The sequence below is a fragment of the Aeromicrobium sp. MLTX1 genome (assembly GCF_046452335.1).
GTDB lineage: Bacteria > Actinomycetota > Actinomycetes > Propionibacteriales > Nocardioidaceae > Aeromicrobium.
The window spans coordinates 1010705-1024592 of sequence record NZ_JBKFDN010000002.1; the positions used below are offsets into that span (position 1 = coordinate 1010705).

General features: G+C 73.0%; 18 protein-coding genes. 6 read left to right on the forward strand and 12 right to left on the reverse strand.

Going from position 1 to position 13888, the window contains the following annotated elements; translation table 11 throughout:
- Nucleotides 1–98: 98 nt before the first annotated feature.
- Both tsf and rpsB read right to left on the reverse strand, forming a co-directional pair.
- Entirely contained in the window at nucleotides 99–914 is an 816-nt protein-coding gene (tsf, locus tag ACK99Q_RS15330) for a translation elongation factor Ts (RefSeq protein ID WP_410186965.1), read from the reverse strand.
- Between the two features lie 67 nt (nucleotides 915–981).
- Nucleotides 982–1875 (reverse strand): 30S ribosomal protein S2, encoded by an 894-nt coding sequence (gene rpsB / locus ACK99Q_RS15335; protein WP_410186966.1) that lies wholly within the window; start codon nucleotides 1873–1875, stop codon nucleotides 982–984.
- A 313-nt stretch (nucleotides 1876–2188) separates the two neighbouring features.
- On the opposite strand from rpsB, the gene ACK99Q_RS15340 reads away from it, so the two are divergent.
- Nucleotides 2189–3064, forward strand: coding sequence for a peptidoglycan DD-metalloendopeptidase family protein (locus ACK99Q_RS15340; protein WP_410186967.1), 876 nt, complete (start codon nucleotides 2189–2191; stop codon nucleotides 3062–3064).
- A gap of 1 nt (nucleotide 3065) precedes the next feature.
- On the opposite strand, the gene ACK99Q_RS15345 is transcribed toward ACK99Q_RS15340, so the two are convergent.
- From ACK99Q_RS15345 to ACK99Q_RS15365, 5 genes are read right to left on the reverse strand one after another with little or no spacing between them, the layout of a single operon-like run.
- Nucleotides 3066–3986 (reverse strand): tyrosine recombinase XerC, encoded by a 921-nt coding sequence (locus ACK99Q_RS15345; protein WP_410186968.1) that lies wholly within the window; start codon nucleotides 3984–3986, stop codon nucleotides 3066–3068.
- A 45-nt stretch (nucleotides 3987–4031) separates the two neighbouring features.
- On the reverse strand, nucleotides 4032–5051 hold the full coding sequence (locus ACK99Q_RS15350) for a sulfate/molybdate ABC transporter ATP-binding protein (RefSeq protein ID WP_410186969.1): 1020 nt from the start codon (nucleotides 5049–5051) through the stop codon (nucleotides 4032–4034).
- Nucleotides 5045–5830 carry an ABC transporter permease gene (locus ACK99Q_RS15355; protein ID WP_410186970.1) on the reverse strand — a complete coding sequence of 262 codons (786 nt, stop codon included), beginning with the start codon at nucleotides 5828–5830 and terminating at the stop codon, nucleotides 5045–5047. Before ACK99Q_RS15355 ends, ACK99Q_RS15350 begins: the two co-directional genes overlap by 7 nt.
- Nucleotides 5827–6567, reverse strand: coding sequence for a molybdate ABC transporter substrate-binding protein (gene modA / locus ACK99Q_RS15360; RefSeq protein ID WP_410186971.1), 741 nt, complete (start codon nucleotides 6565–6567; stop codon nucleotides 5827–5829). Before modA ends, ACK99Q_RS15355 begins: the two co-directional genes overlap by 4 nt.
- Nucleotides 6564–6968, reverse strand: a complete 405-nt coding sequence (locus tag ACK99Q_RS15365; protein WP_410186972.1) for a molybdopterin-binding protein — start codon at nucleotides 6966–6968, stop codon at nucleotides 6564–6566. The genes modA and ACK99Q_RS15365 overlap by 4 nt, the downstream gene beginning before the upstream one ends.
- Before the next feature lie 46 nt (nucleotides 6969–7014).
- Here ACK99Q_RS15365 and glp point away from each other — a divergent pair, with 46 nt between their 5' ends.
- Genes glp through ACK99Q_RS15380 form a run of 3 tightly spaced genes read left to right on the forward strand, consistent with a single transcriptional unit; the run spans nucleotide 7015 to nucleotide 9222 of the window.
- Nucleotides 7015–8238, forward strand: coding sequence for a gephyrin-like molybdotransferase Glp (glp, locus tag ACK99Q_RS15370; RefSeq protein WP_410186973.1), 1224 nt, complete (start codon nucleotides 7015–7017; stop codon nucleotides 8236–8238).
- Nucleotides 8235–8723, forward strand: a complete 489-nt coding sequence (gene moaC / locus ACK99Q_RS15375; RefSeq protein WP_410186974.1) for a cyclic pyranopterin monophosphate synthase MoaC — start codon at nucleotides 8235–8237, stop codon at nucleotides 8721–8723. The genes glp and moaC overlap by 4 nt, the downstream gene beginning before the upstream one ends.
- The gene (locus ACK99Q_RS15380; protein ID WP_410186975.1) at nucleotides 8716–9222 is read left to right on the forward strand and encodes a molybdenum cofactor biosynthesis protein B; all 507 of its coding nucleotides are present in this window, start codon (nucleotides 8716–8718) and stop codon (nucleotides 9220–9222) included. The genes moaC and ACK99Q_RS15380 overlap by 8 nt, the downstream gene beginning before the upstream one ends.
- Before the next feature lie 10 nt (nucleotides 9223–9232).
- Here the strand turns inward: ACK99Q_RS15380 and ACK99Q_RS15385 are convergent, their stop codons facing one another.
- From ACK99Q_RS15385 to ACK99Q_RS15395, 3 genes are read right to left on the reverse strand one after another with little or no spacing between them, the layout of a single operon-like run.
- The gene (locus ACK99Q_RS15385) at nucleotides 9233–9898 is read right to left on the reverse strand and encodes an SAM-dependent methyltransferase (protein WP_410186976.1); all 666 of its coding nucleotides are present in this window, start codon (nucleotides 9896–9898) and stop codon (nucleotides 9233–9235) included.
- Nucleotides 9899–9903: 5 nt separating this feature from the next.
- Nucleotides 9904–11022 carry a DNA-processing protein DprA gene (gene dprA / locus ACK99Q_RS15390; RefSeq protein WP_410186977.1) on the reverse strand — a complete coding sequence of 373 codons (1119 nt, stop codon included), beginning with the start codon at nucleotides 11020–11022 and terminating at the stop codon, nucleotides 9904–9906.
- Complete coding sequence (locus ACK99Q_RS15395; protein WP_410186978.1) at nucleotides 11019–12347, reverse strand: YifB family Mg chelatase-like AAA ATPase; 1329 nt, start codon at nucleotides 12345–12347, stop codon at nucleotides 11019–11021. Before ACK99Q_RS15395 ends, dprA begins: the two co-directional genes overlap by 4 nt.
- A gap of 143 nt (nucleotides 12348–12490) precedes the next feature.
- Between ACK99Q_RS15395 and ACK99Q_RS15400 the strand changes: the two genes are divergently transcribed.
- Together ACK99Q_RS15400 and ACK99Q_RS15405 are read left to right on the forward strand one after the other, a co-directional pair.
- Nucleotides 12491–12844 (forward strand): hypothetical protein, encoded by a 354-nt coding sequence (locus ACK99Q_RS15400; protein ID WP_410186979.1) that lies wholly within the window; start codon nucleotides 12491–12493, stop codon nucleotides 12842–12844.
- Nucleotides 12841–13167, forward strand: coding sequence for a hypothetical protein (locus ACK99Q_RS15405; RefSeq protein ID WP_410186980.1), 327 nt, complete (start codon nucleotides 12841–12843; stop codon nucleotides 13165–13167). The genes ACK99Q_RS15400 and ACK99Q_RS15405 overlap by 4 nt, the downstream gene beginning before the upstream one ends.
- Before the next feature lie 68 nt (nucleotides 13168–13235).
- Here ACK99Q_RS15405 and ACK99Q_RS15410 read toward each other — a convergent pair whose 3' ends face one another.
- Nucleotides 13236–13412, reverse strand: coding sequence for a helix-turn-helix domain-containing protein (locus ACK99Q_RS15410; protein ID WP_410186981.1), 177 nt, complete (start codon nucleotides 13410–13412; stop codon nucleotides 13236–13238).
- A complete protein-coding gene (locus ACK99Q_RS15415) occupies nucleotides 13409–13606 on the reverse strand; it encodes a helix-turn-helix domain-containing protein (protein WP_410186982.1) in 198 nt (65 codons plus the stop codon). The genes ACK99Q_RS15410 and ACK99Q_RS15415 overlap by 4 nt, the downstream gene beginning before the upstream one ends.
- Between the last annotated feature and the right edge of the window lie 282 nt (nucleotides 13607–13888).

Genomic DNA, 13888 nt, shown 5'->3' on the forward strand with positions numbered 1-13888 from the left:
GCCGACATGGGCATCGCGCGACCGCTGTGACGCGCGCCGCAGACGCACGAGGGCCCCGCGGATCGCTCCGCGGGGCCCTCGACGATCGGTGGTGCGACTCAGGCGCCGACCTCGATGTGGCTGAAGCCCTTGACGGTGATGCCGGCCTCGTCGGCGACGGCCTTCACGGTCTTCTTGTTGTCGGTGACGCTGGACTGCTCCAGGAGGACGTTCTCCTTGAAGAAGCCGTTGACGCGACCCTCGACGATCTTGGGCAGGGCCTGCTCGGGCTTGCCCTCCTCCTTGGCCGTGGCCTCGGCGATCTCGCGCTCCTTGGCGACGAGGTCGGCGGGGACGTCCTCGCGGGTCAGCCAGCGCGGGCGCATGGCCGCGATCTGCATCGCGACGCCGCGGGCGGCATCGACGTTGTCGCCCTCGAACTCGACGAGCACGCCGACGGCCGGCGGCAGGTCGCTGGCGCGACGGTGCATGTAGGTGGCGACCTGGCCCGAGAGGGCGCTGACGCGACCGAGCTCGAGCTTCTCGCCGATGACGGCGGCGAGCGCGCTGATCGTCTCGGCGACGGTCTTGCCGTCGTCGAGCGTGACCTGGGCGAACTCCTCGGCGTTGGCCGGCTTGGCGGCGTCGGCCGCGGTGGCCAGGCGCTCGGCCAGCGCGATGAACTGGTCGTTCTTCGCGACGAAGTCGGTCTCGGAGTTCAGCTCGACCAGGGCCGAGCCGGCGTTGGCGACGAGACCCGAGGAGGCCTCGCGCTCGGCGCCGCGCTTGGCGGCCTTGGCCGCGCCCGAGATCCGCAGGACCTCGACGGCCTTGTCGAAGTCGCCGTCAGCCTCGGTGAGGGCCTTCTTGGCGTCCATCATGCCCGCGCCCGTGGCGTCGCGGAGCTTCTTCACATCGGCAGCAGTGATTGCCATGTTCAACCTCGGTTCTGGTGGTGCCGGCCCGACGGATCGCGTCGGGCCGGCAGATGGTCGGAGTGACTCAGGACTCGGCGGGAGCCTCGGCCGCGTCAGCGGCCGGCGCCTCGGCGGTCTCGGCGGTCGGCGCCTCGGCGGCGGGGGCCTCGGCGGCAGGCGCCTCGGCGGGCTGCTCGGCCTTCGAGGCGAGCAACTCCTTCTCCCAGTCGGCCAGCGGCTCCTCGGCGCCGAGCTCCTGGCCCGGGGCCTCCTCGCCCGTCTTGGCGCCGCCACGCGACATGAGGCCGTCGGCCACGGCGTCGGCGATGACGCGGGTCAGCAGGCCCACAGAGCGGATGGCGTCGTCGTTGCCCGGGATCGGGTAGTCGACGTCGTCCGGGTCGCAGTTGGTGTCCAGGATCGCGACGATCGGGATGTTGAGCTTCTTGGCCTCGTCGACCGCGAGGTGCTCCTTCTTGGTGTCGACGATCCACACGGCGTTGGGCACGCGGCCCATGTCGCGGATGCCGCCGAGGGTGCGGTTGAGCTTGGTGTACTCACGACGCATCTGAAGGAGTTCCTTCTTCGTGCGGTTCGAGCCCGCCACGTCGTCGAAGTCGATCTCCTCGAGCTCCTTCATGCGCTGGAGGCGCGCGGACATCGTGGAGTAGTTGGTGAGCATGCCGCCGAGCCAACGCTGGTTGACGTAGGGCATGCCGACGCGCTTGGCCTGCTCCTCGACGGGCTCCTGCGCCTGGCGCTTCGTGCCGACGAACAGGATCGTGCCGCCGCGGGCGACGGTGCTCTTGACGAACTCGTACGCCGAGTCGATGTACGACAGCGACTGCTGGAGGTCGATGATGTAGATGCCGTTGCGCTCGGTCATGATGAATCGCTTCATCTTGGGGTTCCAGCGACGGGTCTGGTGCCCGAAGTGGACGCCGCTCTCGAGCAGCTGACGCATGGTGACGACGGCCATGGCCGTACTTCCTTTCAAACCAAGTTGTCGCATCGCCGGTCGGCGATGCCCTGGTGTCCGACGCGGGCCACCCATCGGAGATGGGACCTGGATCGCGCCCCGTTCGGTTGCTCACGTCACGGGAGAGGACACGCGAATTTCCGTCCGGTGGACGGATCGGACCAAGTCTAGTCCACGGCCCCTCCCCCGAGGAAATCGGTGCCACGGTGGGCCGAAGCGGCGATCTCCACAGGGTCACGCGGCTCGTCGGCAGCCGTCCACAGGGCCGCCGCCGACGGTTCCGCCGGCGCTCCCGGGTCGCTTGGCTCGGGGCATGCGCCGTGCCCTCCTCCTCGTCCCGCTCCTGCTCGCCCTCGTCCTCGCGCCGCCGGCCGTCGCCGCCCCGTGGACGTGGCCGCTGGGAGACCACACGATCGAGCGGCCCTTCGACCCGCCGTCGTCGGAGTACGGGGCCGGACACCGCGGCGTCGACATCCCCGGACGTGCCGGTCAGACGGTGCGGGCCGTCGCGGTCGGCCGCGTGGCGTTCGCGGGACGCGTCGCCGGGATCTGGACGATCACGATCGATCACGGTGGCGAGCGCTCCACCTACCAGCCCGTGGCGCCGTCGGTGCGCGTCGGCGACGCGGTCACGGCGGGCCAGCCGATCGGACGCCTCCTCGCGGACCACCCGTCGTGCCGTCGCACATGTCTGAACCTGGGACGTCTGCGCGGCGACGAGTACCTCGACCCGGCCGACCTGCTCGCCACCGCCGGCGCCTACCGGCTCATCGATCCCGACGGCGAGGTCCCCGAGCCGCCGGACGCCGGCACGGGCGACCTGCCGATCGACGGTCCCGTGACCTCCGCGTTCGGGATGCGCGTGCACCCCGTCACGGGCGAGCGGAAGCTGCACGACGGGGTCGACGTCGGAGCGCCGTGCGGGACCTCCGTGCCCACGGTGGCGGCAGGCGAGGTCAGCCGTGCCGGGCCGAGCGGCGGGTACGGCCTGCAGGTGCAGGTCGAGCACGCGGGCGGCGTCGCGTCCTCCTACTCCCACCTCGGGTCCGTCGCGGTGCGCCCGGGCCAGCGCGTCGGGGGCGGCACGGTGGTGGGGCGCGTCGGCTCGACTGGCTACTCGACGGGCTGCCACCTGCACTTCATGCGGCTCGTCGACGGGCGGCCCGTCGATCCGCTCGCCGCGCGGTGAGTCATGCGCGCGGGTGCGCCTGGGCGAACGCGGCGCGCAGCCGGTCGGCGCTGACGTGCGTGTAGATCTGGGTCGTCCCGAGGGACGCATGTCCGAGCAGCTCCTGCACGGAGCGCAGGTCGGCTCCGCCCTCGAGCAGGTGGGTGGCGGCGGTGTGCCGCAGCCCGTGCGGCCCGACGTCCGGTGCGTCGGGAACCGCGGCCACGCGATCGTGGACGATGCGGCGCACGACGCGCGCGTCCACCCGGCCGCCGCGGGCCCCGAGGAAGAGCGCGGGTCCGCTTCCGGAGACTGCCAGCGCGGGCCGTCCTCGGTCCAGCCAGGCGGCGACGGCGTCCTGCGCGGGGATGCCGTACGGGACCATCCGCTCCTTCGAGCCCTTGCCCATGACCCGCAGGACGCGACGTGACGTGTCCAGGTCGTCGACGTCCGCGCCGACCAGCTCGCCCACGCGGATGCCCGTCGCCCACAGCAGCTCGATCACCGCGAGGTCGCGCAGACCGACCGGACTGTCGTCATCGATCGACTCCACGATCGCGTCCACCACGCCGCGCATGTCGGCCTGGCTGAGCGCAGGCGGCAGCGACCGGTGCGCCTTGGGCGCCGCGAGGAGCGCTCCGGCATCGGTGGACGCGCGGCCCGTGCGCTCCATCCACGCGGTGAAGACGCGTGCGGCGGTGGACCGACGGGCCATGGTCGTGCGCGCCTTGCCGCGCGTCTGCAGGTTCGCGAGCCAGCTGCGGAGGGTGCGGATCGTCAGGTCCGCGGGGTCGTCCACCCGCAACAGCGTCGCGTGCTCGGCGAGACTCGCGAGGTCGGTCAGGTAGGCCCGTACGGTGTGGTCGGACAGGTCGCGCTCCTGCACGAGGTGACGCTCGTAGTCGGCCAGCGTGCGCGCCCAGGCCTCGGAGAAGTCACTCACTCCCCCACTCTCGCACCGCCGTCGCGGGATCCTCGGGAGGCGCGGTCAGGCCGGGTGGAGGTGCACCTCGGTGGCCTTGATGCTCATCCAGACCTCGCGGCCGGGCTCGAGCTCGAGCTCGGCCACCGCCGCGGTCGTGACGTCGGCGAGCCATCCGGAGATCTCGACACGGCACGTCGTGCCCCGGACCTCGACGCCCGTGACCGTGCCGGTCAGCACGTTCCGCGGGCTGCCGCTCGGATGCTCGCGGTGCACGGCCACCGCCGACGGGGCGAAGGTGCCCGTCGCCCCCGAGCCGGCCTCGAGTCCACCCGTGGGCGTGCCGGTGAGCTCGCGGCCGTCCGCCGTCCTGATCCGATCCGCGCCGAGCGCGACCCCGTCCACGAGGTTCACCCCAGCGAGGGCCGCGCCGAACGCGCTGCGCGGATGGGCCAGCACGTCGCGGACCGGGCCCTCGTGCACCGCCCGTCCGGACTCCACGATCACCGCTCGATCGGCGAGCGCCAGCGCGTCCAGGGGATCGTGGGTCACCAGCACCACCGTGCTCGCGTCCAGGACGTGTCGCAGCAGGCGACGGATCTCGGGAACGGCCTCCATGTCGAGTGCCGCGAGGGGCTCGTCCAGCAGCACGACGTCGGGCCGCACGGCCAGGGCGCGGGCGATGGCGACTCGCTGGGCCTGTCCCCCGGACAGCTCGCGCGGGCGCCGGTCGCGCAGCTCCCCGGCACCGACGAGCTCGAGCCAGTGCTCGACGTCATCGTCGCCGCGCATCCCGAAGGCGACGTTCTGCCGGACCGTCAGGTGGGGGAACAGTCGTGGCTGCTGGCCGAGCAGTGCCACGGAGCGCAGGTGCGGACGCACCCACGTGCCGTCCCCCGCGAGCACGCGGTCGCCCACGACGACCTCCGCCTCGGTCGGCCTCAGCAGGCCGGCGATGGTCGCGAGCAGGGTGGACTTGCCCGCGCCGTTCGGCCCCATCACCGCGAGCGTCTCCCCCGATGCCACCTCGATTCCCAGGTCGACGTCGCGCACGGGGTCGCGCAGTCGCGCGTCGAGGCTCACCACGGCGACCGCCCCGGCCGGTGGACGACGGCGATCACGATCACCGCGACGGCGACGAGCAGGAACGCGAGCGCCGTGGCGGCGTCGGGATCGACCTCGCGCTGGAGGTAGATCTCCGTGGGCAGCGCGCGCGTGACGCCCTGCAGGCTGCCGGCGAAGGTGACCGTGGCGCCGAACTCGCCCAGGGCCCGCGCGAACGAGAGCACGGCGCCGGCGACCAGACCGGGGGCGACGAGCGGCAGGGTCACTCGACGCAGCACGCGTCCGGGCGAGGCACCGAGGGTCGCGGCCACGTCCGAGAACCCGGGATCCGCGGCCCGCAGCGCTCCCTCCAGGGTGATCACGAGGAACGGCAGCGACACGAACGTCTGCGCCAGCACGACGGCCAACGTGCTGAAGGCGATCTCGATCCCGAGGGCCTCGAGGTGCTCCCCGAGCCACCCGCGCCGACCGAAGGTGGCCAGCAGGGCGATGCCGCCGACGACCGGCGGCAGGACGAGCGGCACCAGGACCACGGCGCGCACGGCGGCCGCCCACCGTCCCGAGCTCCGGGCGAGCAGCAGCGCGAGCGGCACCCCCAGGAGGACGCACAGCACCGTGCTGGCGGCGGCCGTCCGCAGGCTGAGCGACAGCGCCGCGCGTGAGGACTCCGTCGTCACGAGGGACAGGAAGTCCGCCCACTCGACCCTCAGCACGAGGCCGACGAGCGGCAGCCCGAGCAGCCCCAGCGCGACCGCCGCCGGGATCGCGGTCCAGCGCGGGACGTCGGTGCGCGTCGTCACGGTGCCCCGAAGCCCGCCTCGGCGAGGATGCGTCGGCCCTCCGGGCCGGAGACGAAGGCGACGAACTCGGCTGCGAGGTCGTCGCCCGGATCGAGTGCGACGGCCGGGTAGCGATTGACCACCTCATCGGCCCCGGGAACGTCGACGCCACGCACGGCTGACCCCGCCGCGACCACGTCGGTGCGGTAGACGATCCCCGCGTCGGCCTCGCCGCTGGTGACCTTGCCCAGCACGTCGGTGACCGACTGCTCCTCGCTGACGGCCGAGATCCTCAGACCGTTCTTCGCGAGCAGCACGCGGGTGGCCGCCCCGCACGGCACCTGGGGCGCGCAGACGACGACCTTGGTGCCGGGATCGGTGAGATCGTCCGCGGAGGTGACGCTGCCGTCGGGAGTCGCGGCGATCTGGAGCGTGTTGGTCGCGATGATCTCGGGAGCCAGCGCGTCCTCGGCGGCTCCGGTGACCTGCGCCATCGTGCGCTCGTCGGCCGCCGCGAAGACGTCGGACGGAGCACCCTCGACGATCTGCGCGGCGAGGTCGGACGATCCGCCGAAGGACAGCCGGACCTCGACGCCGTCGTGCTCGTCCTCGAACCGGTCGGCGATCTCGGTGAAGGTCTGGTTGAGGGAGGCGGCCGCGAACAAGGTGAGCGTGCGCTTCTCGGCGGCGTCCGTGCTCGACGTGCACGCCGACGCCGCCAGCGCGATCGCGGCGAGCGCGGCGGCGAGCCGCCTCATCGCCGCTCCCCCGGTGTCTCCAGGGCGACGTTCGTCGCCTTCACGACGGCGACCGCCACGACCCCTGGCTCGAGACCGAGCTCGTGGACGGACTCGGTGCTGATGAGTGATACGACCCGGTGCGGCCCGCACTGCAGCTCGACCTGGGACATCACCCGGTCGCTCACCACGTCGGTCACGATGCCGACGAACCGGTTCCGGGCGGAGCGGGAGACCGACGTGGGATCGGCGACCGAGCGGCCCTCGCTCCTCACGTACTCGGCCAACCCGCGGCCGTCCACGACCGTCCGGCCGCCGGCGTCCTTCTCCGCGGCCAGACGGCCCGAGGCGATCAGACGTCGTACGGTGTCGGTGCTGACTCCCAAGAAGTCAGCGGCATCAGAGACGCGCACCTGAGACATGAGAGTCACGATAGCGGCTCAGATGCGACACCGAACCGGAGGCATCATGGGCAGATCCGTCGACGAGCACGTCCGCGAGGTGGCGGCCCTCGTCCGCGCGACCGCCCAACGCCGTGCCACGGACCCGCCCGAGCCTCTCGCCGTCGCCCCCTCCCTCACTGGACGACTCGCCACCCCCGTCCTCTCCCGACTCGACGTCCCGGGCTTCGACAACAGCCAGATGGACGGGTTCGCCGTGCATGCCGAGGACCTCGCCCGCGCGGGCGTCACCCCGGTCACCCTGCCCACGGTCGCCCACGTCGTGGCCGGCGACGCCGCGCCGCCCCGGCTCGATCCCGGCACCACGGCGCCGATCATGACGGGAGCCCCCATCCCGCCCGGCGCCGACGCCGTCGTGCCCGTCGAGCGCACCCACCCCGGCGACTTCGGTCCCGTCGAGGGCGGCGGCCTGGTCGAGTTCCACGAGGCCGTCGAGCCCGGCACGTTCGTGCGGCGCGCGGGCTCGGACGTCGAGGCGGGCGCGACCGTGCTGGACGCCGGGGCGTCGCTGACGCCCGCGGCCATCGGGGCGCTCGTCGTGTCGGGCGTCACCGAGGTCGAGGTCGCGCCCTCGCTGCGCCTCGCCGTGGTCGCCACGGGGGCCGAGCTGGTGACCGGCGCCGTCCCCGACTCGAACTCGTCCGTCCTGGCCGCGCACGCCGTGAGCCTGGGCCTTCCGGTCACGACCCACCTCGTGCCCGACGACCCCGCCCTCCTGCGTGACCTGCTCGACCGCCTCGCGGCCGAGCACGACGTGATCGTCACGACCGGCGGCGTCAGCGCGGGCACGCGCGAGGTCGTCCGGCAGGTGGTGGAGGGCACGCCCGGCTCGTGGTTCGGCCATGTCGCCGTCCAGCCGGGCGGACCGCAGGGCCTCGGAACCGTGCGCAGCGGCGACCGCGACGTGCCGATCGTCTGCCTGCCGGGGAACCCGGTCAGCGTCCTCGTGTCGTTCGAGCTGTTCCTGCGCCCGGCGCTGGCCCAGGCGGCCGGCCGGGTCGCGTGGCGCCCGTCCGGCACGGCGGCCCTCGCGGAGCCGTTGACGTCGCCGCCCGGCCGCCTGCAGGTCCGTCGGGGGCGACTCGAGAACGACGGTCGCGTGAGTCTCGTCGGCGAGGCCGGGTCACACCTCGCGGTCTCCTACGCTCGGGCCGACGTGCTGGTGCTGGTGCCCGAGCAGACCACCGAGCTCGCCGCCGGAGATACCGTGGAGTGGTGGAGGATCGCATGAGCACGAGTGGGTCCGGGGACGAGCTGTCGCACTACCGCGAGGACGGCAGCGCCCACATGGTCGACGTGTCGGGCAAGGCCACGACGCGGCGCGAGGCCACGGCGTCGGGCGTGCTGCGCACCCGGCCCGACGTCGTCGAGCGGATCATGACCGGCGACCTGCCGAAGGGCGAGGCGCTCGCCACCGCTCGGATCGCCGGCATCCTGGCCGCGAAGCAGACCCCGCACCTCGTCCCGATGTGCCACCCGCTCCCGCTGTCGGCGATCACGCTCGACTTCCGCGCCCTCGAGTCGGGCGTGCGCGTCGAGGCCACCGTCGCCACCACGGCACCCACCGGCGTCGAGATGGAGGCGCTCACCGCCGTCAGCGTGGCGGCGCTGACCCTGTTCGACATGGTGAAGGCGGTCGACCACACCGCGGTCATCGACCAGGTGCGCGTGGAGGCGAAGACCGGTGGCACCCACGACTGGGCCCGCGATGAGTGAGACCCGGCCCCGCCTGCTCGGCGTGGTCGTCTCGTCCACGCGTGCCGCCGACGGCCGGCGCGAGGACCTCACCGGTCCCCGCATCGCCGAGTGGGGCCGCGCCCACGGCTTCGAGGTCTCGGGCCCGCACGTGGTCCCCGACGGACCCGAGGTCGGCGACGTCCTTCAGCGCCTCGTCGACCAGGGCTGCGCTCTCGTGCTGACCACGGGTGGCACCGGATTCACCGACGACGACCACACCCCAGAGGTGACCGCCGCGCTCGTCGACCGGCCGGCGCCGGGCATCGCCGAGGCGATCCGCGCCCGGGGGCTGCGCTCGACCCCGCACGCGGCGCTGTCACGCGGCACGGCCGGCATCAGCGGACACACCTTGCTGGTGAACCTCGCGGGGTCGACCGGGGCGGTGCGCGAAGGGCTCGAGGTGCTGTCCGAGATCGTCGACCACGCCCTCGAGCAGCTCGGGCACGGCCGACCCGAGGCCCCGCCCCTGCACACCTGAGTCGAGGACCTCAGGCGCTCCTCCGGAGCAGCAGCACGCCGTCGCGCAGCACGACCTCCTCGCCGCTGGGGGCGAAGGCCGTGCGCTCGCGGACGTCGGCGATGACCGTGGTCCACTCGTCGGCCGCGAGATCGAGCACCTTCAGGTCGTCCTCGGGCGTCGGGAAGTGCATCTGCGCATGGTGGTCGTGCTCGCCGTCGTGGGACCACGGCGGCGCCTCGGCGTGGGCGACCACGAGCAGGTGACCGCCGGCCGCGACCCGGTCGGCCCCGGTCCGCAGGATCCGACCGCGGTCGAGGGCCACGGGCGACTGCAGGAACGAGGCGGTGACGAGGTCGAACTCGCGGGTGCACGACCAGGTGTGCAGGTCCGCCGCCACCCAGGTGACGCGCTCGCTCAGGCCTGCGCGCTCGGCCGCCCGCTCGGCGCGCGAGAGCGCCGTGGGCGAGATGTCGATGCCGGTGACCTCCCAGCCCCGCTCCGCGAGCCAGAGGGCGTCGCCGCCCTCCCCCGCCCCGAGGTCGAGCGCCGCGCCCGCGGGCAGGTCGGCGGCCACGTGGGCCAGGGCCGCGTTGACGTGCCCGGACCAGACGCCCTCGCTCGACCCGTACGTCTCCTCCCAGTGGGCGAAGACCTCGTCGGCTCGGGCGGGATCCATCGCGTGGGAGTCGTTCACGCCGTTCAACCTACCTCGCCCTGACGGTTCGTCACCCTGGTCTCGCGTCGCCATCCGCCGTCGCCCTGTGCCACGACGTCGTGGCGCTCGAGCTCGCGCAGGGCGCGCAGGACCGGGACGGTGCCGAGTCGCAGCGCGCGAGCCAGCTGCTCGACGGGCTGGGGCTCGGCGCCGAGCCGCAGCCACACCCGCCGCGCTCCGGGACCGATCGCGGGCAGGTCGGCGTCGACGACGCCGAAGGTGTCCGCGAGGACGTCGTGCCCCGACGTCACGAGCAGCGCCTTGCCGTCGCGCACCGCGAGATGGGTGCCGCACGAGGCCTGCGACGTGATCGGTCCGGGGACGACCATCGTCGTCCGGCCGAGGAGGTCGGCCCAGTGCAGCGTGTTGAGCGAGCCGCTGCGGCGCGCGGCCTCCACGACCACCACCCCCACGCTGAGCGCCGCGATGATCCGGTTCCGCACCAGGAAGCGGTGTCGTTGCGGCTCGGCGCCGGGCGGGAACTCGCTGACCACGAGTCCCTCCTCGGCGATCCGACGCAGGAGGGCGGCGTGCGTGCGCGGGTACTCGACATCGACCCCGCACGCCATCACCGCCATCGTGGGCCCGCCGCCGAGCAGCGCGCCGCGGTGCGCGCTGGCGTCGATGCCGAAGGCGGCTCCGCTCACGATCGCGTGCCCCTGGTCGGCGCAGTCGGCGCCGATGTCGCTGGCGACCTCCGCGCCGTAGGTGGTGCAGCCGCGTGCTCCGACGATCGCCACCGGAGCCGCGGCGATCGAGGTCAGGTCTCCCCCGCCGCGCACCCACAGACCCAGCGGGGCGCCGGTGACCTGTCCGATGCCGTCGACCTGGTCGAGGTCGTCGAGCGCGACCGGCCACACGGGCGACCCCGGGACGACCCAGCGCGCGCCGACCTCGTCGGCCCGGCGCAGCACCCCGTCGACGCGGCTGGCGGCGTCGGCGGCACCGGCGTGCCAGCGGTCGGGGATCTCCGGGGCGCCGCGGACGACCGCCTGCCACAGCTCCACGGGATCGCAGCGCTCCCGCCAGGCGACCAGCCGCGGGTCGCCGGACTCGGCCACGAGCGAGAGCATGAGTCGGGTGCGGGACTGACTCCTCGTCATGCCGCCTCCAGGAGTCCGAGCAGCTCGCCGCCGATGGCGCTCCCGCGCCGCAGGTCGAGCGCGGCCTGGACGTCCTCGATCGTCGGCCGAGGGTGCTCGCACAGGTCGGCGATGCTCCAGGCGAGGCGCAGGACCCGGTCGGCCGACCGGGGCGTCACCTTGTGCCCGCGCACCTGCTGCTCGAGCAGGCGCGTCGCGTCGGGCGTGGCGGGCCAGGCCTTGCGCAGCTCGACCCCCGGGACCGCCGCGTTGACGCGCCACGGCGTGCCGGCGAGCCGTGTCCGCTGCCGGTGGCGGGCCTGCGCGACCCGTCCTGCCAGATCGGCGGTCGCCGGGCGGGGCACCAGTCCTGCGGCGAGGTCGCGGCGCGTGGGCTCGACGAGCGTGCGGTGGATGTCGATGCGGTCGCGGATCGGCCCGGACAGGCGGTCGGCGTACCGGCGTCGGGTCGCGGCCGGGCACTCGCACCGCTGCATGACCGAGCCGGCGTGGCCGCACGGGCAGGGGTTGGTGGCCAGCACGAGCTGGAACCGTGCCGGGAAGACGGCGGTCTGCGCCGCGCGGGAGACCACCACCTGGCCGCTCTCGAGCGGCTGGCGCAGTGCCTCGAGGACGTTGCTGGCGAACTCGGGGGCCTCGTCGAGGAAGAGGACGCCGTGGTGGGCCAGCGACATCGCACCCGGACGGACGACCCGGCTGCCGCCGCCCACCACGGCTGCCGCACTCGCCGTGTGGTGCGGCTCGAGGAACGGCGGCCTCACGAGCATGGGCAGGTCCGACGGCAGGACGCCCGCGAGCGAGTGCAGCGCACTGACCTCGAGGGAGTCGTTCGGGTCGAGGTCGGGCAGCAGCGCCGGCAGCCGTTGCGCGAGCATCGTCTTGCCGACCCCCGGCGGTCCGGTGAGCAGCAGGTGATGACCGCCGCTGGCGGCGATCACGGTGGCGAGGCAGGCGTCGTCCTGCCCCACCACGTCGGTGAGGTCGAGGTCGCCCGTCGGGGCGACGCCGCTCCAGCCGTCGCCCGCCTCGCTCAGCGGCGGCACGGGCGGGTCCTCGGGCTCCTCCTCCCCGCGCAGCATCGCCACGACCTGACGCAGGGACCGCACGCCCACGACGGTGACGGACGGGACGAGCCGCGCCTCGTTGACGTTGGACTCCGGGACCACCACCTTCTCGAAGCCGGCCTCGGCGGCCGCGAGCGTGGCCGGGAGGACACCGCGGACCGGCCGCAGTCGCCCGTCGAGCGCCAGCTCGCCGAGGAAGACCGTGCCGGCCAGCGTCTCGGGCGGGACCACGGCCTTCGCGGCGAACACGCCGAGCCCCATCGCGAGGTCGATAGGTCAAGTGTGACAGTTCTAACAAGGTGTCAGACCGCAGTTGGATACTCGGCCTCGACACGAAGAGAGTGCCCCCGCGCTGCGCTAACAGCCGGGGGCGTGGACCCGATCTACGAAGGAGATCAGATCATATGAAGAAGTCTACGGCCACCACAGCCGCAAGCCTCTCGGCGAACGAGAGCCAAGCCGGCCCCCGCCTGATACCTCAGGACGGCTCGTGCCCCGACTGGTGCACGGACCACTCCCGATTCGCCAACTACCCCATCTCGGAGTCGTACCCCGGCATCCACCAGACCGAGAACCTCACTGGCGACCCGGACTGTGAGGTACGAGTCGAAGAGGGCCTCGATGAGACGGTCCACGTCGTGGCCGTCTCGGCGGACTTCGAGATCTACCTGTCCGAGCCTGCGAGGCTCCGTTCGCTGGGCAGGGCGCTGATCTCCGCCGCGGACGTGCTCGAGGCGATGACGGAGGGCGGGAAGTGAAGCGCAAGGCGTGGACCCCGGCCCAGACTCTCGTGCGCGACCAGATCCTGGCTGCGCTGAAAGAGCACGGAGAGATGCCCGTGGGCGACGTCGGCCGACTCGTGACGGTCTACGGACGGCACTGCTCCGGGCGAATCACGAATGACCTGCTCGTGCTGGTCACGGCGGGACTTGTGCAGGTTCGTCGAGGGGAATCGATCCAGGTGAACCCGTGGGCCGCGCCGAAGCCGGGCCTGAAGCTGTGGAGTCTGACCGAGGCCGCCGAGGCACTCTTCGTGTCCGCTGACGACCTGCCCCCGCTCGAGGTCATCCCGACCGAATAGCGATCGGGAGACAGCCGCCCTGCCCAGACTCCCACTCTCGGGGCAGGGCGGCTCCGCGGTCTCCGCGCTCAGCATCTCCGGTGACGTTCGATGTACTCGTCGATCGAAGCCACGATCACGAGGGTGCGCCCGCCGGACTTCAGCGAGTCCAGTTCGGCGTGGTTCACGAGCCGCTCGACGTGTCGGCGGCTGACCCCGAGGGCCGCGGCTGCGTCATTGATCGAACAGGCCCGCGGCTCGATCATCGCGTCACCGGATCGATCGGCAGACTGTCGGCGTACCGCTCGAGGGACGCGAAGGTGACGCGATAGTTGCGCGTGCCCTTGCCGATGTACTGCCGCTCAAGAACGCCATCGGCGGCGAGGTTGCGAACCATCGACAGAGACACGCTCAGGAGCTTCGACGCTTCCTCAGCAGTAACCAGGATTCGTGTGTTCATGAGCCGTGACCGTACCTGCGCGCGGTGACGCGTTCGACACCGAGGTGGGAACGGTTGTCATTTGGCAACCAGGCGGGTGCGATCGTGCAGGCAGGCCAGAGCCACATCGGGACTCACTCATGAGGGTGTGCCTCTGTCCCGCTCTGACGACCGGACCCGCTGTCCCGAGCACCAGCGGCGCCACCCTCCCCCTGGGCCGCCCCCACGGCAACCGCCGGAGAGCGGCCTATCTCCCCCCGCGACCCCCTCCCCCCACCCCTCCGGCCGAGGACCGCCGGGGAG